16 protein-coding genes and 1 tRNA gene are annotated in these 16,489 nt (G+C 67.4%); 2 read left to right on the top strand and 15 right to left on the bottom strand.

The window, feature by feature from the left end:
* Position 1: 1 nt before the first annotated feature.
* The 6 genes from hslU to J0I47_RS00830 form a co-directional block, all read right to left on the bottom strand.
* On the bottom strand, positions 2-1,294 hold the full coding sequence (hslU, locus tag J0I47_RS00855) for an ATP-dependent protease ATPase subunit HslU (RefSeq protein WP_294044552.1): 1,293 nt from the start codon (positions 1,292-1,294) through the stop codon (positions 2-4).
* 76 nt (positions 1,295-1,370) lie between these two features.
* Positions 1,371-1,919, bottom strand: a complete 549-nt coding sequence (gene hslV / locus J0I47_RS00850) for an ATP-dependent protease subunit HslV (RefSeq protein ID WP_294044551.1) — start codon at positions 1,917-1,919, stop codon at positions 1,371-1,373.
* Positions 1,920-2,032: 113 nt separating this feature from the next.
* Positions 2,033-2,446, bottom strand: a complete 414-nt coding sequence (locus J0I47_RS00845; protein WP_294044550.1) for a holin family protein — start codon at positions 2,444-2,446, stop codon at positions 2,033-2,035.
* Between the two features lie 218 nt (positions 2,447-2,664).
* Entirely contained in the window at positions 2,665-3,972 is a 1,308-nt protein-coding gene (locus J0I47_RS00840) for an Nramp family divalent metal transporter (RefSeq protein ID WP_294044549.1), read from the bottom strand.
* Positions 3,973-3,979: 7 nt separating this feature from the next.
* The gene (locus J0I47_RS00835) at positions 3,980-5,440 is read right to left on the bottom strand and encodes a hypothetical protein (RefSeq protein WP_294044548.1); all 1,461 of its coding nucleotides are present in this window, start codon (positions 5,438-5,440) and stop codon (positions 3,980-3,982) included.
* Positions 5,437-6,126, bottom strand: coding sequence for a DNA-3-methyladenine glycosylase 2 family protein (locus J0I47_RS00830; RefSeq protein WP_294044547.1), 690 nt, complete (start codon positions 6,124-6,126; stop codon positions 5,437-5,439). Before J0I47_RS00830 ends, J0I47_RS00835 begins: the two co-directional genes overlap by 4 nt.
* A 66-nt stretch (positions 6,127-6,192) precedes the next feature.
* Between J0I47_RS00830 and J0I47_RS00825 the strand changes: the two genes are divergently transcribed.
* The gene (locus tag J0I47_RS00825; protein ID WP_294044546.1) at positions 6,193-6,510 is read left to right on the top strand and encodes a 2Fe-2S iron-sulfur cluster-binding protein; all 318 of its coding nucleotides are present in this window, start codon (positions 6,193-6,195) and stop codon (positions 6,508-6,510) included.
* A 181-nt stretch (positions 6,511-6,691) separates the two neighbouring features.
* Here the strand turns inward: J0I47_RS00825 and rlmB are convergent, their stop codons facing one another.
* Both rlmB and J0I47_RS00815 read right to left on the bottom strand, forming a co-directional pair.
* Positions 6,692-7,444 (bottom strand): 23S rRNA (guanosine(2251)-2'-O)-methyltransferase RlmB, encoded by a 753-nt coding sequence (gene rlmB, locus J0I47_RS00820; protein ID WP_294044545.1) that lies wholly within the window; start codon positions 7,442-7,444, stop codon positions 6,692-6,694.
* Between the two features lie 93 nt (positions 7,445-7,537).
* Positions 7,538-9,139 (bottom strand): M20/M25/M40 family metallo-hydrolase, encoded by a 1,602-nt coding sequence (locus J0I47_RS00815; protein WP_294044544.1) that lies wholly within the window; start codon positions 9,137-9,139, stop codon positions 7,538-7,540.
* A 186-nt stretch (positions 9,140-9,325) separates the two neighbouring features.
* Here J0I47_RS00815 and J0I47_RS00810 point away from each other — a divergent pair.
* A tRNA-Tyr gene (locus J0I47_RS00810) sits at positions 9,326-9,412 on the top strand.
* Between the two features lie 420 nt (positions 9,413-9,832).
* Here J0I47_RS00810 and J0I47_RS00805 read toward each other — a convergent pair.
* The 7 genes from J0I47_RS00805 to J0I47_RS00775 all read right to left on the bottom strand — a co-directional run bounded on the left by J0I47_RS00805 (position 9,833) and on the right by J0I47_RS00775 (position 16,468).
* A complete protein-coding gene (locus tag J0I47_RS00805) occupies positions 9,833-10,834 on the bottom strand; it encodes a ferritin-like domain-containing protein (protein ID WP_294044543.1) in 1,002 nt (333 codons plus the stop codon).
* Between the two features lie 21 nt (positions 10,835-10,855).
* On the bottom strand, positions 10,856-11,845 hold the full coding sequence (locus J0I47_RS00800) for a ferritin-like domain-containing protein (protein WP_294045825.1): 990 nt from the start codon (positions 11,843-11,845) through the stop codon (positions 10,856-10,858).
* A 313-nt stretch (positions 11,846-12,158) separates the two neighbouring features.
* On the bottom strand, positions 12,159-12,710 hold the full coding sequence (locus tag J0I47_RS00795; protein WP_294044542.1) for a fasciclin domain-containing protein: 552 nt from the start codon (positions 12,708-12,710) through the stop codon (positions 12,159-12,161).
* A gap of 63 nt (positions 12,711-12,773) precedes the next feature.
* Positions 12,774-13,448: an anti-sigma factor gene (locus tag J0I47_RS00790; RefSeq protein ID WP_294044541.1), complete on the bottom strand. Its 675-nt coding sequence runs from the start codon at positions 13,446-13,448 to the stop codon at positions 12,774-12,776.
* Positions 13,438-14,028 carry a sigma-70 family RNA polymerase sigma factor gene (locus J0I47_RS00785; protein ID WP_294044540.1) on the bottom strand — a complete coding sequence of 197 codons (591 nt, stop codon included), beginning with the start codon at positions 14,026-14,028 and terminating at the stop codon, positions 13,438-13,440. The genes J0I47_RS00790 and J0I47_RS00785 overlap by 11 nt, the downstream gene beginning before the upstream one ends.
* Before the next feature lie 499 nt (positions 14,029-14,527).
* Positions 14,528-15,187: a DUF6445 family protein gene (locus J0I47_RS00780; RefSeq protein WP_294044539.1), complete on the bottom strand. Its 660-nt coding sequence runs from the start codon at positions 15,185-15,187 to the stop codon at positions 14,528-14,530.
* A gap of 66 nt (positions 15,188-15,253) precedes the next feature.
* The gene (locus tag J0I47_RS00775) at positions 15,254-16,468 is read right to left on the bottom strand and encodes a heparan-alpha-glucosaminide N-acetyltransferase domain-containing protein (protein ID WP_294044538.1); all 1,215 of its coding nucleotides are present in this window, start codon (positions 16,466-16,468) and stop codon (positions 15,254-15,256) included.
* Positions 16,469-16,489 lie beyond the last annotated feature (21 nt).

Raw genomic sequence — 16,489 nt, 5'->3', positions numbered from 1 at the left:
GTTACAGCACGAACCGGCTGAGGTCGGTGTTGCGGGCGATGCTCGCCAGCTGCGTCTCGACATAGGCGGCGTCGATCGTCAGGGTTGCGCCAGCGCGGTCCTCGGCGTCGAAGCTGACTTCCTCGAGCAGTTTCTCCATCACGGTCTGCAACCGCCGCGCGCCGATATTCTCGATCTGGCCGTTCACCTCGGCGGCGATGCGCGCGACCGCGCGGATGCCGTCGTCGGTGAAGTCGATCGTCACGCCTTCCGTGCCGATCAGCGCCTTGTACTGTTCGGGCAGCGACGCCTTGGTGTCGGACAGGATCGCAACGAAATCGTCCTCGCTCAGCCCCTTCAGCTCGACCCGGATCGGCAGGCGACCCTGGAGTTCGGGCAGCAGGTCGCTCGGCTTGGCGACGTGGAACGCGCCGCTCGCGATGAACAGGATGTGGTCGGTCTTCATCGGCCCGTACTTGGTCGCGACCGTGGTGCCCTCGATCAGGGGCAGCAGGTCGCGCTGCACGCCTTCGCGGCTGACCGATCCGCCGCGCACGTCCGACACCGCGATCTTGTCGATCTCGTCCAGGAAGACGATCCCGTTCGCCTCGGCATCGGCGAGCGCGATGCGGCTGACCTCGTCCTGGTCGAGCCGCTTGTCGGCCTCTTCCTCGACCAGCTTGGTCCAGGCGGCGGGGACGGTCAGCTTGCGGCGCTTGAGCTGCGGACCGCCGAAGCCCTTCATCATCTCGCCCAGGTTTATCATCTGCGCACCGGCACCGGGGATGTCGAACGGCATGGCGGGTGCTGCCTCCAGCTCGATCTCGATCTCGGTCGCGTCGAGCACGCCGTCGCGGAACCGCTGCTTGAACGCCTCACGCGTCGCGGTCGACGAATCCTTGCCGGTCAGCGCATCGAGCAGGCGGCCCATCGCCGCGTCCTCGGCCTTGTCCTTGACCGCCAGGCGGCGGCGTTCCTTCTCCAGCCGGATCGCTTCCTCGACCAGGTCGCGCGCGATCTGTTCGACGTCGCGGCCGACATAACCCACTTCGGTGAACTTGGTCGCCTCGACCTTGACGAACGGCGCATCGGCCAGCTTTGCGAGACGCCGGCTGATCTCGGTCTTGCCGCACCCGGTCGGGCCGATCATCAGGATGTTCTTCGGCGTGACCTCGTCGCGCAGGTCGGCGCCGAGCCGTTGTCGCCGCCAGCGATTGCGCAACGCAACCGCGACCGCCTTCTTGGCGTCGGTCTGGCCGATGATGTGCGCGTCGAGCGCGGCGACGATGGCTTTGGGGGTGAGGGAGTCGTTCAACTTTGTCATTCCCGCGAAGGCGGGAATCCAGTTTCCCGCAGCGTTTATGGATCCCCACCTGCGCGGGGATGACGAACTAGGAGGTGGAGTCCAGACTCTCCACCGTCAGCCGGTCGTTGGTGTAGACGCAGACCTCCGCCGCGATCGCCATCGCCTTGCGGCAGATCGTCTCGGCATCGGCTTCGTAATCGACCAGCGCCCGCGCCGCCGCCAGCGCGTAATTGCCGCCGGAGCCGATCGCGGCGATGCCGTTCTCCGGTTCCAGCACGTCGCCGTTGCCGGTCAGGATCAGCGTGACTTCCTTGTCGGCGACGATCATCATCGCCTCCAGGTTGCGGAGGTATTTGTCGGTCCGCCAGTCCTTCGCCAGCTCCACGGCCGCTCGCATCAACTGGCCGTTGTGGCGCTCCAGCTTGGCTTCCAGCCGCTCGAACAGGGTGAAGGCGTCGGCGGTCGCGCCGGCGAACCCGCCGATCACGCTACCGTCGCCGAGCCGCCGCACCTTCTTCGCGTTGGGCTTCATCACCGTCTGCCCGGCGGAGACCTGACCGTCGCCGATCACGATGACCTTGCCGCCGCGCCGTACCGACAGGATCGTCGTGCCGTGCCATGTCGTATCACTCATGGCGCCGCATGTAGGCACGCGTTGCGGGAGCGCAACAGTCGCGATCGGCGGCGGCCCAAACTTGACAAACTTGACGGGGGTAGCGCGGTCCCGCGCCACCCCGCTCCGTCATCTCATTTGTCGGTGCCGTTCGCCTTTCCCCATTGCCGCGCGACGGTGTAGCCGAGATAGCCGGTGCCGAAGAGCGCGTAGAGCGGCTCCGGAATGCCGGCGAGATACGCGTTCATGCCCGCCGCGATATCCTTCGCCATCTGCGGCTGCGCGGCGGCGATCAGGCCCATCGGGATCGACCAGAGCAGCAGCGCATACATCACGTAGAGGAAGCTCGGCCGCGCCCGGCTGGTCCAGGGATCGGTCGACTGCGCCTCCGCCATGATCGCCGAGATCTGGGTCTTGGTCGCCTCCATCTGCTGGTTGCCCTGCAATTCGAGCAGCTTGAGCTTCGCCTCGTCGCGCGCCTTGGGGTCGGGGATGATCTTGTCGAGCAGCCCGGCGATCGGGCCGATGATGCCGTCGAGTAGTGCCATGGGTCGTTCCTCCTGTGGGTGGAGGCGGATGCTATCCTATTTGGTTAGGTGTAGGAAAACAGTACGGCGAGCCGTCCTTCGTGCCTTATCGCACCCCGGCGAAGGCCGGGGCCCAGTTGGGGGACGTTCCTGGCGCGCGCCGTGCGTCGTTACCGAAGGTATCCCAATTGGGCCCCGACCTTCGCCCGGGTGGGGTCGGCGTTTATGGCCAGCGCTTGTCACCCCCGCATCAACCCAACCAATAAGGTTACGTTCAACACCACGATCGCCGCCGCCACGGCCCACGCCAGCACGCGCAGCCACAGCGGGCTGACGAACCCGCCCATGATCGCCCGGCTCCCGGTGAAATGGACCAGCGGGATCACCGCGAACGGCAGTTGCAGGCTCAGCACCACCTGGCTCAGCACGAGCAGGCCGGTCGTCGCGCCCTCCCCCGCCAGCGCGATCACCAGCGCCGCCGGCACCACCGCCAGCGCGCGCGTGACCAGCCGCCGCGCCCACATCGGCAGGCGGAGCTCGACGAACCCCTCCATCACGATCTGCCCGGCGAGCGTCCCGGTGATGGTGGAGTTCTGCCCCGACGCCAACAGCGCCAGCGCGAACACCACGCTCGCCGCGCCCGCCCCCAGCACCGGCGTCAACAGGCGATACGCATCCTCGATATCGGCGATTCCGGTATGGCCATTGGCATGGAACGCCGCCGCCGCCAGGATCAGGATCGCCGCGTTGATGAGCAGCGCGAGGCCCAGCGCGACGACCGTGTCGAGCGTCGCCAGCCGGATCGCGCCGCGCTCGTCCCCCTTCGCCACCGCGCGCGTCTGCACGACCGACGAATGGAGATAGAGGTTGTGCGGCATGACGGTCGCGCCCAGGATGCCGATCGCGATGTAGAGCATCGCGGTGTCGCCGACGATCCGCGACGTCGGCATGAAGCCGCTCGCCACAGCCGCCCAGTCGGGTCGCGCCAGCACCAGCTCGTAGGCGAAGCAGCCGGCGATCACGATCAGCAGCGCCGCGACGAACGCCTCCAGCTTGCGGAACCCGAACCGCTGCAACCCGAGCAGCAGCAACACGTCGAACGCGGTGAGGACGACACCCGCCAGCAGCGGCAGGCCGAACAGCAGCTTGAGCGCGATCGCGGTGCCGAGCACTTCGGCGAGATCGCAGGCGATGATCGCCAACTCGCACAACAGCCATAGCGGGATCACCGCCGCCTTCGGATAATGCAACCGACACGCCTGGGCGAGGTCGAGCCCCGCGCCGATCCCGAGCCGCGCCGACAGCGTCTGGAGCAGGATCGCCATCAGGCTCGACAGCAGCACGACCGACAGCAGCGCATACCCGAACGCCGACCCGCCGGCGAGATCGGTCGCCCAATTGCCCGGGTCCATGTACCCGACCGCGACGAGATAACCGGGGCCGACGAACGCCAGCAACCGCCGCAGCCCGCGCGCCGGCACCGCGACGCTGCGATGGTTCTCGCCGAGCGACGGCAGGGCACCGGACAAGGAAGGTTCGGGGGGCATCGTCGTCCTATAACCCGAACAGCGTGATGCGCTCGCCATATCGCGCATAGGGCGGCTGATGCGGCAAAGGTGGGCGTTCGCCGGGATCGTCGCGGCGGGGATCGGCGGCGAACAGGCGGCTGATCGCGATCGCGCGCTCGCCGGCCGGGTCGGGCACCTGGTGGAAATTGCGGACATTCTCCATCCGCCCGCGCGCGTCGACGATCACCACCGGCGCGAAGAACGCTTCGTCCCACACGCGGTCCGTCGCCCCGTGGAACTGGAGCATGCGCGCCGGGCTGCGCTCGTCCACCCGCTGCGGCACGATACGGATCGCCAGCGGCAGCATCAGCACCGCCAGCGCGGCCCCGACACGCCGCCGCCCGGCCGGAATCCACAACGCCTGCCACACCAGGATCAGCCCGGCGCCGAACGCGGGCATCATCCATTTGAAATAATGCATGTTCCCGAACCGCCACAGGCCCGGCGGCTGGAGATCGGCATAGGTCAGCATCACCGCACCCGCCGGCACGATCAGCGCGATCAGCAGCACCGCGACGCGACGCTCCCGCGCCGGCCCGGCCAGCGTCGCCGCCGCCAGCCCGGCCGCGCCCGGTACGATCCACGGCATGACCTGAAGGATCGCATCGGTATCGGGAAACCACGGCCGGGCCGACACCAGAAGGACATACGCCTTCCAGCCGAGATCGGACCAGATGAACCCGGTCGCCGCCGCCGCCGTCATATAGGGCGTGGCGTGCGGACCGTAGATCGCCAGGTGCAGCATCGCATAGGGCAGCAGCACCGCGAAGCCGCCAGCCGCGAGCGCGACCAGCCGGCGCCACGGCCGCCGGCGCTGCATGGCGATCGCCGCCACCGTCACCAGCCCACAGGTCAGGCCGATCGGCACATCGGCCGGCCGCACCAGCGGGATCGCCGCCGCCAGCGCGCCGATCGCGAAGGCCAGCCGTCCGTCATCCTCACCCTCGCCGGCCATCGCCGACAGCGTGCGTTCGGCCAGCCACCAGATCAGCGCCGCCGACAGCGTCGTGGTCCAGGGATGGACCCATGCCCCCGCCTGATCGCCATGGATCAGCGTCGTCGCGACGAAGCACAGCGCCGCCGCTCGCCCGCCGATTCCCAGCCGCGCGGCGACGCGGCGGAACGCGGCGGCGGTCAGCAGGTAGAGCGCCAGATCGGGCAGCACGAACGGATCGCCGGCGATGATCCAGGCGAACGGCGCCGCGACCAGCGGATAGGCGAGCGGATACCAGTGCGACGTCGGCGACAGGTCGCCATGCGCGAGCGCCAGCGCCGACGCGAAATAGCGGCTCTGATCGAACCACTCGCGCCAGATCGCCGTCTGGACGAACGGGATATGCTCCATCGTCACGAAGCGGATCAACCAGGCCGCGCCGACCGCGACATACCATCGCCGCGCCCATGCCCAGCGGTCCGCCCGCGGGGCGGCCATCGTCGGTGCGGTCACATCGGCGCCTTGTCGACTTTCGGACCGGGTGCCGCATCCGGGTCGTCGGGATTGCCGGCATTCCGGCGCGACGCGGCGACGAAGCCGTAATGATGCCACGCCAGGATCGCCGCGGCGCCGCGATGGGGGCGCCACTTTTCGGCGAGGTCGCGAACCGTCTTCTCGCTCGGCCGGTCGTCATGGCCGAGGAAACGACCGATCTCGATCTGCACCGCCAGGTCGCCCGCCGGCCAGACGTCGGCGCGCCCTTCGGCGAACAGCAGGTAGATTTCCGCCGACCAGCGCCCGATCCCCTTCACCCGGACCAGCTGCGCGATCGCTTCCTCGTCATCCTCGGGCAGGTGCGCGAGGTCGAGCCGGCCGCTCGTCACTTCGTCGGCCAGGCTGCGCGCATAGCCGGCTTTCTGCCGCGACAGGCCGGCGGCGCGCAGATCCTCGTCGCTGGCGCGCGCCACGTTGGCCGGATCCTCCAGGTCGCCGATCCGCTCCTCCAGCTTGCGCCAGACCGAGGCGGCGGCCGCGACGCTGACCTGCTGGCCGATGATCGTGCGGAGCAATGTGCCATAGCCGCGCTCCCGCATCCGCGGTTCCGGGTAGCCCGCGCGCGCGACCGCCGCGCCGAACGCCGGGTCGATCGCAGCGAGCGCGTCGCAGGCGGCGCGCAGGGACTCGGGCGTCGTCACCATGTGCGGCGGCCTTGATTGCGGGGACCGGGCGCGGCATGGCGCGCGGGAGACAGGGAAAGGATCGTCATGCCCAAGCTTATCGTCGTCCATCGCGGCGGGGAAGAACAGGAAATCACGGGCGAGGCCGGTCTGTCGGTCATGGAAGTGATCCGCGATGCCGGGATCGACGAGATCCTGGCGCTGTGCGGCGGCTGTTGCAGCTGCGCGACGTGCCACGTCCATGTCGATCCGTTCTTCGCCGGCATGCTGCCCCCAATGAGCGAGGACGAGAACGACCTGCTCGATTCGTCCGCCGACCGCGACGCGACCAGCCGCCTGTCGTGCCAGATCGAGTTCACCGACAGACTGGACGGGATGAAGGTCCGGATCGCGGCGGAGGACTGACGGGCGCAGGCGCGGCCACGCCCGCGCCGATGCGCGCCAGCGCAGCGTCCGGCTCGGCCGGCAGGGCGGCGATAGCCGATCCTGACCGACGTCATGGCGGCGGCTTGGCCGCCGACGCGAACCATTCTCGTCCGTCACCCCGGCACTAGGCCGGCGTGACGACAGTGGGTAAAGCGGTGGCTCAGCCCCGCGCTGCCACCGCGTACAATGCGATCGCGGCGGCGTTTGACACGTTCAAACTCTCCATCCGCTCCGAAATCGGCAGGCGCGCGAGCTGGTCGCAATGCTGCGCGGTGTTGTGCCGCATCCCCTCGCCCTCCGCGCCCAGCACCAGCGCGACGCGGGCCTTGCCGATCGCCTGGGCCAGCGTGTCGGTCGCCTCGCCCGCCAGGCCGATCCGCCAGAAGCCGGCCTCGGCGATCTCGTCGAGCGCGCGCGACAGGTTGACGACGCGCACCCACGGCACGATCTCCAGCGCGCCCGACGCCGCGCGCGCCAGCGCCCCGCTCTCGGGCGGCGCATGGCGGTCCTGCGTCACGATGCCGAGCGCGTCGAACGCCGCCGCCGAGCGCAGGATCGCCCCGACATTGTGCGGATCGGTCACTTGGTCGAGCACCAGCAGCGGGCGCTGGTCGCCCTCGCCCGCGCCCTGCTGCAACAGATCGCCGAGCCAGATGTCCTCGAGCGGATCGACCTCCGCCACCAGCCCCTGGTGCGGCGCGTCGCTCGGCACCAGCCGGCCGAGGTCGGCTACGTCGGCATAGGTCGTCGGGATGCTGTCCGGGATGTTTAGGCTCGCCGCGCCCTCGCGCGTCACCCACAGCTTGCGCACGACGCGGTCGGGGTTGACCAGCGCCGCCCCCACCGCATGCCGCCCCCACAGCCGCGGGCGATTGCCCGGCGCCTGGCTTGGCCGATGTCCGCGACGCGCCATTACGCCGTCGCCCCGGCGGAGGCCGCTGCGTCGTGATGCGGGGCAGGAGCCGCCAGCGGCCCTGGCCTGCGCCGGGGCGACGATCCGTTCATCCTAGTCATCGCCATACGCGAACGGATCGGTCGCGACCGGCTGGGTCGGGAGCGGCGGGCGCGGCAGCGCGTCGCTGTTCGCCGCATTCCACAGGAACGCCGCCAGGATCACCGCGGCCTGGCGCATGTCGTCACCCTTCAGATGATCGAACGTGTCGACCGAGGTGTGGTGGATTCGGCTACCGTAATCGAGCGGGTCCTGGATGAACTGGAACCCGGGCAGGCCGACCGCCTGCATGAAGACGTGGTCGGTGCCGCCGGTCTTGCGGATCGCCACCGACGACGCGCCCATCGACGCGAACGGCTTCAGCCATTCCTGGAAGATCGGCACGACCGCCGGATTGTTCTCCGCATAGATGCCGCGCAGCCGGCCCGAGCCGTTGTCGATGTTGAAATAGGCCGCCATCTTCGCCCATTCCGGCTTGGTCGTGATCGGCCAGCGATTGCCCCAGCCCATGTAGCGCGCGAGCCCCGTCGCCTTGGGATCGTTCGGATTGCCGCGCGTCGCGAAATGGTTCTCGACATAGGCGAGGCTCCCCAGCAGCCCCTGCTCCTCGCCCGCCCACAGCGCGAAGCGGATCGTCCGCTTCGGCTTGACGTGCAGCGCCGACAGGATGCGCGCCGCCTCCATAATCATCGCGCTGCCCGCGCCATTGTCGGCGGCGCCGTCGCCCGCCACCCAGGAATCAAGGTGCGCGCCGGCCATCACATATTCGCCCGAGCGGTCGCTGCCGGGAATGTCGGCGATGATGTCATTGGCGTTGACGTTGGAATCGTCGAAGCGGACGTCGTTGTTGATCGCCACCGTCGGCGCGAGCCCGAGCATGGCGAGGCGCGCGAGCCGGCGATAATCCTCCGCCGCGATCTCGACCCCCGGCGTCTTCACCGTGTCGCCGACCCCGAACAGATAGCCCTCGCCATGGACCAGCTTGCCGTCGAGCCGCGACTTGGTGGCATAGGCCAAAGCGCCCTCTTCCTGGAGGAACGCGTCGAGCGCCTTGGCGAACGCCAGCCGGCGCACCCCGCGCTCGGCGGCGGCGGGATCGTAGCGCGGTTGCTGGAACTGATCCATCTTGGCCAGTTCCTCGTCGGTGTAGCGCTTGAACGCGGGCTCGGTCCCCTCCGACCCGGTATCGGGCTTGGTGACCAGCACGATCTTGCCCCGCAGCTTGCCGCGCCACTTGGCGAAATCGGCCGGGCTGGCGATCGGCGCGACCACTGCCTCGCCGGTCACGGTGCCGGCGGTCGCGGGCGTCCAGGCAATCGGGATCGCGGTCAGCTGGATCGGGCGTGGGCTGGTCATGCGCACCGACGAGCTTTCGATCCACCAGCCGCGGCCGAACGCGAACGGCTCCTTGTGGACGTTGGTCAGGCCCCATTCGCGGAACTTGGCGCTGGTCCAGTCCTCCGCCTTGCGCATGGCGGGCGAGTTGGTCAGCCGCGGGCCGATCTGGTCGGCGAGATATTCGGCGGTGGTCATCACCTGGCTACGGTTGAAGCCTTCGTCGATGATGCGGTTGGTCATCGAATAGTCGGCCGAATGGACCGCGAGCGGGACGGCGACGATGGCGGCCGCGATCACGGCGGCGACGGACTTGCGCATGAATGATGTTCCCCGGGATACGTGACGAACGTTCCCGCCACGCTATTGCGCCCCCGCCCCCCGCGCAAGGCGCTTTGCCGGCGATTCCAGCGATGTCGCGGCGTGCGTTGACAGCGCGCGCCGGCGCGGGCATTGGGCGCCCTCGCTTTCCACGAGCGACCCGCGTTCTCGAACGCGACGACCTGGGGACAGGTGGCCGAGTGGTTAAAGGCAGCAGACTGTAAATCTGCCCGGGTTTCCCGTACGCTGGTTCGAATCCAGCCCTGTCCACCACGCCCTTAATCGCGAGGGCCAGCACTGACCCGTAAAAGCCCCCAATTTCTAGGCGTTGGTTAACCATCTATGCCCGCCCGCGCCCTTTGCTGACCGCCCTTGGCCGCGATGAAGCGTTGGGGATAAAAAAGGGCCCTCCTCGCTATCGGACTGAGAGCCGCCGAGCAGCGCTTGGTCGGTGATGAAGGTAAACGAATATTACACAACAGGCGCAGGGGTCGCGAACGCCGTGGCAACGACACAGGCGCCAGCGACAGCCGGTCTTTTCGTGAGCATGTCCCCTGTTGCCCGCCTGCTGCCGGGGCAAAGGCTCAGGATGTACGGTGAGGATCTGGATAGGATGCGCGGCAAAGCCGAGCCCGCGCTCGTAAATCGCGGGCGGGCTCGGTTGGTTTCACGATAGCAGGTTTCGGTCAGTGGTCACGGGTTGGCTGCGGCGGTCTTGATCGTGCCGTTGACGCCGTTCGGGAAGAACCCGCCCGACGCCGTTCCCGCCGCCGCGTTCAGATAGACGATGTGCAGCACCTGGTTGGTATTGCGGCTGTACGCGATCCCGTTGGCATCCGCTGGGACGATGTTCGATGTCGCGCCGCCGTCGGGGCTTGCAATGCCCTGGTCGTCGTCGCTCGATCCGTCGAGGCTGTCGCGCGCATCGCTGATTTTGCCCGCGCTCTCGATCAGTTGGAGCGATGGGGTCCGGATCCCCTTGCCGTACAGCGTGGTCCGCACCAGTCCGGCGTGATAGGCCTCCGCCGCCAGGATGCCCGCCGCCGCCTCCAGATACGTCTTGTTGGTGATGAGCGGCGAAGCACCCTTATAAGCCGTCACGCCGACATCCTCGAAGATGAAGGCTGCCAGCAGGAAGTTCTCGTCGGATGCATAGGGATCGAAGGTCTGGGCGCTGGTAATGACACCGGCCGCGCGCGCCGCGGCCGTGAACGCACCCGTCGATCCGCCATCGATATTGATCGATGGCATCGCGACCGCCGAACTGCCCAGTTGCGCGCGCAGGAACTGGACATGCGTGCGCTCGTCGGCGGCGATCTCGATCGCGTAGGCCTGGACCGCCGGATCGGTGAAGGTCACCTTGCGACCGCCCGTCACCGTCCCTTGCGTCCCGGTGCCCGAAAGCTGCGACGATGCGAGGCCGGCGCCGGTCACGGCGTAGAGATAGAATTGCGCCTCCAGATATTCGAGGTTGAGCGCGAAGTTGAGCACGTCGGCATCGGTGATGGCCGTCGGGGTCGGCGTGGGCGTCGGTGACGGTGCGGGCGACGGAAAGTCGCTATGGCAGGCGCTCAGCACGGCAAGTCCGCCGGCGGCGGCAATACCGCCCCCCGCCATCGCCAGAAACCGTCGCCGTTCGGTGCGACGCTGGTCGCTCGCTTCGAGAATGGCGAGCGTCGTATCCTTGTCGATCATGATAATCTCCTCGCTCGCCGTTCAGGCGTTGTTGGCGCTGGTCTTGATGTTGCCGTTGACACCGGCCGGGAAGAACCCGCCCATCGTGACCTGGGCCTTGTTGAGGTAGACGATGTTGAGCACCTGGCCGGTCGACCGGCTGTAGGCGATGCCGTTCGCATCCAGCGGCGCGATGTTCGATCCCGATCCCTCGGCGACAGTCACGTTGGCGATGCCCTGATCGTCGTCGCTGCTGCCGTCCAGGCTGTCGCGCGCGTCGGAAATCTGGCCGGCATAGGTAATCAGGGCGGGATTGGCGGCGATCGCCGGCGCGGTGGCGGTTGCCGGGGTGCCGATTCCCTTGCGGTACAGCACGGTCCGGACCAGGCCGGCATGATAGGCTTCGACGGCGAGGATTCCGGCTGCCGCCTCCAGGTAGGTCTTGTTGGTGATGAGCGGCGCTGCGCCCTTGTACGCCGTCACCCCGACATCTTCGAAGATGAACGCGCCGAGCAGGAAGTTCTCGTCGCTGGCATAGGGATCGAACGAGGCCGACACGTCGGTGATGATGCCCGCGGCCCGAGCCGCACTGCTGAACGCGCCGCTCGGCGAAGTACCGAGGTCGATCGTCGGCTGGGCCACCTTCGCGGAGCCAAGTTGCGTCCGCAGGAAGTTGACGTGCGCGAGTTCGTCCTGCGCGATTTCACGGGCATAGGCCGCGACGACCGGATCGGTGAAGTTCACCTTGCGCCCGCCAGTGGCCGAACCCTGCGCCCCGGTGCCGTCGATCCCGGTGATCGCGGTGCCGTTGACGGCAAACGAATAGAAGTTGGCCTCGAGATATTCGAGGTTGAGCGCGAAATTCAGCACATCGGCATCGGTCACGGTCTGGGCCATCGCCTGGCCGGGGATCAGTCCGGCCGCCGCACCAGCCGCAGCGGCACCGAACGCCAGGCGGAAGAAGTCGCGGCGGTCCTCGCGCCGTTTGACGCGCGCGTCGAGCGCCTCGATCAACTGGTCGTCGGCTGTCATCATCTGCTCTCCCGTTCCAAATGGCCGACCGTCGGCCGAAGCGTGCGGCGGGAGAGAAAGGCAGGGACGCATGGCTCGCGCTCACGCGTCCGCACGCTCCGCCCCCTTTAGCGGAATGCCGGCACGCGGTAGGAACGGATGTGCGAGACTGGCGGATGCGCCGAAAAATGTAATTATTTACATAACTTACATCACTATTTGGCCATCTTCACCAGCCCCGATGCAGCGGCCGCCGCGAGAACCTATCGCGGCGGCTACCGGTCCGTCCGCCCCAAGGGGGTCGCTGTTTTCGGGCGAGCCGCGCGGCTTTAGATCATGGCATCATCACGGTATCGATGACATGGATCACGCCATTCGATTGCATGACGTTGGCGATGGTGATCTTCCCCCTGTCGCCCTTGCCGTCCATGATCGTCCAGCCGCCCATGCCCTTCCTGAACATCAGCGAGCCGCCCTGGACCGTGGCGTAGGTCGCAGTGCCATGGTTGGCCGCGGCCTTCGCGGCGATATCGGCGGCGGTGATCCGGCCGGGGACGACGTGATAGGTCAAGACGCTGGTCAGCTTGTCCTTGTTTTCGGGCTTGAGCAGGGTGTCGACCGTACCGGCGGGCAGCTTCTCGAACGCGGCGTTGGTCGGCGCGAACACCGTGAACGGGCCCGGACCGGACAGCGTGTCGACCAGGCCCGCCGCCTTCACCGCGGCGACCAACGTGGTGTGGTCCTTCGAGTTGACCGCGTTCTGGACGATGTTCCTGGTCGGATACATCGCCGCCCCGCCGACCATCGGATTCTTGGTCGCGGCGACGCCCGCACCCGCGCCGATCGCGAGCGCCGTCGCGAGCATCAGTTTGTGGACCGATTTCATGCCGTCTCTCCTGCCTGTTGAATGGCGGCAGGAGATACGATGGCCGGGGCGCGACAGATGCGTCTAGCTGAGCGAAAGCGCGCCGGTGGCGATCACCGGGCCGGTCGGCGTCGATTTAGGCGATCCGCCCGGCGGCTCGATCGATACCGCCAGCACGATACCCGCTCCCAAGACGGCGCGATCCGACGCCGGCATCACGATCCGCGTCGCGCTGCCCGCGTGAAGCAGCCCGATCGCATGCGGCACGCCGTCCTTTATCATCCACAATTGCGCACTTTTGCCCGATGGCGCCAAGTCATTGGCCGCGACGCGCACCTCGCCGCTGTCCGGGTCGACCACCGCGCTGATCGGCGGCACGGCGCGATCGGTCGGCGCCAGCGCGGCGAGCATCATCATGTGCGACCGCTGCGCCGCCGGTGGGATCACGACGGGAACCGGCCGCAGGAGAAAGAAGATTGCAATCGCGGCGGCCAGCGCACCGGCCAGCGCCAAGATCGGCCACGACCGCCGGGCCGGCGCCGGACGCACGGGATCGAGCCGATCGACCAGGTCGACAGGCGCCGGCACCGGCCGGTATTCGTCGAACAACCCGCCGAGCCGATCGCGCCACCATTCGACCTCGCGCGCGAATTCGGGCTCGGCGAGGGTCCGGCGCAACGCGACGGCGCGCTCGTCGCCCTCCAGCACGCCAAGCGCCAGCTCGGCCGCCATCATGTCGGGATCGGGCTCAGTCGTCACCGACGCACTCCCGCAACTGCCGCAAGCCGCGGCGGACCCAGCTCTTCATCGTCCCCAGCGGCACCGCCTTCGCGCTCGCCAGTTCCGAATAGGTCATTCCGTCGAAGAACGCCGTCCGGATCGCATCGCGCTGGCGTGCGTCCAGCGCATCGAGGCAGTCGTGCAGCCGCCGCACGGTCTCGTCGCTTTCGGCCATGGCCAATTGATCGGGGGAATCATCGGCGATGGCGCCCGCTTCCTCGATCGGTCGCGTGGGGCGCTTGCCGCGCGCCCGCACCCAATCGATAGACCGGTTGCGCGCGATCGTCGCCAGCCACGAAATCGGACTGGCGCGTCCCGGCTCGAACGCGCCTGCCCGTTTCCAGATCGTGACATAGACTTCCTGCAACACGTCCTCGGCGCCGCTTCGTTCACCACAGATACGCAGGCAGATGCCAAACAGCTTCGCCGACGTCAGCCGATAGGCGTCGCGCAGCGCCGACCGATCCTCCTCGCCGATACGGGCGAGTATCTCGACCAGCTGCGCGCGATCCTCCGCGGCACTGGGCCCGATCGGGCGGCGTGTCTTCGCATCGTCCACCCGTGGGTTCTCGTGGTTTGCCGGCACTCGCTAGTGAGTCCGAGGAGCCAGATTAACGGTCGACCAGTGCAATCGGTTCATGAGCGACCGGTAAGTCGCTCGACGGCCGGACCGAGAAGCGCGTCGCTGAGCGTCATGCAACGCGCGTGCAACCGTGCGCTGACGGGCCGCAAGAGCGTGGCGGCAACAAGAGCCGCACTTGCCAACCGTGTGCTCGTCATCCTCACTCTCTCCCCGTTTTTGGGAGGTACGACGGCGAAACGGGTACAGATGCGCAGGCAACCATAAATAAGCGGAACTCGCGGAGAGCGCCCCACCGTCACGCTAATTTCCAGCACGGTGTGCCTTTGTTGTGCTGCCTGTCTCACTACCGGATGAAAAAGCCCACGCCGCAACTGTGAGCGGCCCAGCCGCCCTCCATCCGAAGCGGGCGTCGGTCGATGGGCGATCGGATGGCAGCTTTCAGGCGAGTTGGGGCCCCAGAGTCGAACGCACGGAATCAATCGGCAGCAAAAAAGGCGGTCACCGTCAGGCGTCCCGTCGCCGGGTCCGCGGAGAGTTCCGCCTCCGGCGCAACCGATCCGCTGTGAAGCAGCCAGCTTCGATAGAATATCGCCCGGTTGAATCGCGCCGACACGTCCAGCATGCGTTCGAACAGCGGCGCGCCGTCGGCGACGTAGCTTGGCGCGGGTGCTCCGCGGTGCCGGATTTCGGCCTCGAGGTGCGGGAAGAGGATCGCCGCCCGCTGCCGGTCGACCGTCTCGAACCCCGTCGAGCGATGGCGATAAAAGGCCGTGCCGCCCGTGTCCGACGACAGATAATGAACCATCGCGAAGCGGTTCGGCTCGAACGCGTCGCAGTGCGGCAGGCGCTGCGCCACGGTCAATTCGTCGCGCGGCGTCGTGACGATGGAAAAGCTCGCGTCGATAACGTCGATGGCGGGCGGCCGGCCCAGCGCTTCGCTCAACGGAGGGGTCGCCAGCGATCGCAGCGCTTGCAGATAACCCGCCGGCAGGTCCGCTCGAATGCCCGGATAATGGTTCGCCGCCACCGCATACTCGACCTTTGACGCATATTCGCGCAGCGCCTCGGCGTCGGGCACGAAGTCGTCGATGACGAGCACCGGCTCGCGCGTATTGCCCACTCTCTCGACGATCATCGACGATTAATCCGTGACGGGTTGGCCGGCGTATCGTGCGTCATCTTGCCCGATCGCAACGCGACATCACAGGCGAAGATGGATGCCCTTCCGATGCAACGGAAGGATCAACAGGAAGATGAACGTGACCACCGCCAGCGCGCAGGCGAGCGAGGCAATGTAGGGCGCGGAAATGACGTGGGACGCGACCGCGAAGCCGAGGGACTGGAGCGTCTCCGGCTGATTACCGAACGAAAAAGGGATCCCGGCCAGCGCGGACAGCGCGATCGAGATCGAGAAGGCGAGGATCGCATTGCCTCCGAACACCCTGAGCGGCCAAAGCAGCGGCCGAATCCGTGTACGGAGCAGTGCGCTCACCACGACCAGGGCGAGAAACGACAAGCCGCTCGTCAACAGAGCGAATGAGCTGGTCCAGATCTTCTTGTTGATCGGGAACACGGGGTCGAGCAACAGCGCCGACGCGATGAGGAGCAGCCCGATCCCGGCCAGGGTCAGGACGCGATATTTGCCGGCGCGTTGCCAGATCCCGATGGCTAGCACGCCGAACAGGACGTTGGCACTTGCCGGCAATGTCGCCAGCAATCCCTCGGGGTCATACACCACCGGCCCGCGCCACGTCTCGGCGCCGAGTGGCCACATATGCGATGGGCCGAAAACCGCGCGATCGATATAAGCCGGGAGGTTGCCGACCATCCCGAGATTGCCGGCGCCGAACCCGGGTACCGGCACGAATGTCAGCATCACCCAATAGCCGACCAGAAATACAGCGATCGCCGCCGCCACCGCACCAAGTCGTGGCCGGGCGGCGCCTGCCGGGGATCGCGCTTTGGTTGCCGACACGACGAGAACGGCGATCAGGTAAACGCCGGCAATCCGCTGAAGAACCCCGGGTATGCGCCAGGTGGGATAGTCGTGGGGGCCGATGGAATACGTGCCGAACTGCCCGGCGATCACGCTCAGGTAATTGAGCGCCAGCCCCAGCAACACGAGGCCGAGGACGCGCCGTCCAACCTTGAACCAAAACGCTTGGCGATTGCCGATGGGATCGAGCGATCGGCCGAACGTGAGCCCGATAGCCATGCCGACCCCGAACAGAAAGTCGGGGAAGACGAAATCCGCGAAGGTCCACCCGTGCCACTGCGCGTGCTGCAACTGCGCGTAGGTATAGGCCCAGGAGCCGGGGCTGACGACGACGATCATGACGGTAACCGCAAAACCGCGCAGGACGTCCAGTTCGATCATCCGCGCTTTCGCCGGCATGCCAGGCGCACCACCGATCATCCCAGCTACGATCGCTCCCAC

This window comes from Sphingomonas sp. (assembly GCF_017304635.1).
In the GTDB taxonomy this organism is placed as follows: domain Bacteria; phylum Pseudomonadota; class Alphaproteobacteria; order Sphingomonadales; family Sphingomonadaceae; genus Sphingomonas.
Note: the sequence above shows the minus strand (reverse complement) of the source record. Positions and strands in the feature narration are given on the sequence as shown.

Bases quoted from the DNA above. Each gene is read 5' to 3' on its own strand.
- rlmB (WP_294044545.1), bottom strand. From the start codon at position 7,444: ATGGCGCGTCGCGGACATCGGCCAAGCCAGGCGCCGGGCAATCGCCCG.
- J0I47_RS00775 (WP_294044538.1), bottom strand. From the start codon at position 16,468: ATGATCGGTGGTGCGCCTGGCATGCCGGCGAAAGCGCGGATGATCGAA.
- J0I47_RS00805 (WP_294044543.1), bottom strand. From the start codon at position 10,834: ATGATCGACAAGGATACGACGCTCGCCATTCTCGAAGCGAGCGACCAG.
- hslV (WP_294044551.1), bottom strand. From the start codon at position 1,919: ATGAGTGATACGACATGGCACGGCACGACGATCCTGTCGGTACGGCGC.
- J0I47_RS00840 (WP_294044549.1), bottom strand. From the start codon at position 3,972: ATGCCCCCCGAACCTTCCTTGTCCGGTGCCCTGCCGTCGCTCGGCGAG.
- J0I47_RS00780 (WP_294044539.1), bottom strand. From the start codon at position 15,187: ATGATCGTCGAGAGAGTGGGCAATACGCGCGAGCCGGTGCTCGTCATC.
- J0I47_RS00795 (WP_294044542.1), bottom strand. From the start codon at position 12,710: ATGAAATCGGTCCACAAACTGATGCTCGCGACGGCGCTCGCGATCGGC.
- J0I47_RS00825 (WP_294044546.1), top strand. From the start codon at position 6,193: ATGCCCAAGCTTATCGTCGTCCATCGCGGCGGGGAAGAACAGGAAATC.
- J0I47_RS00815 (WP_294044544.1), bottom strand. From the start codon at position 9,139: ATGCGCAAGTCCGTCGCCGCCGTGATCGCGGCCGCCATCGTCGCCGTC.
- J0I47_RS00800 (WP_294045825.1), bottom strand. From the start codon at position 11,845: ATGACAGCCGACGACCAGTTGATCGAGGCGCTCGACGCGCGCGTCAAA.
- J0I47_RS00830 (WP_294044547.1), bottom strand. From the start codon at position 6,126: ATGGTGACGACGCCCGAGTCCCTGCGCGCCGCCTGCGACGCGCTCGCT.
- J0I47_RS00845 (WP_294044550.1), bottom strand. From the start codon at position 2,446: ATGGCACTACTCGACGGCATCATCGGCCCGATCGCCGGGCTGCTCGAC.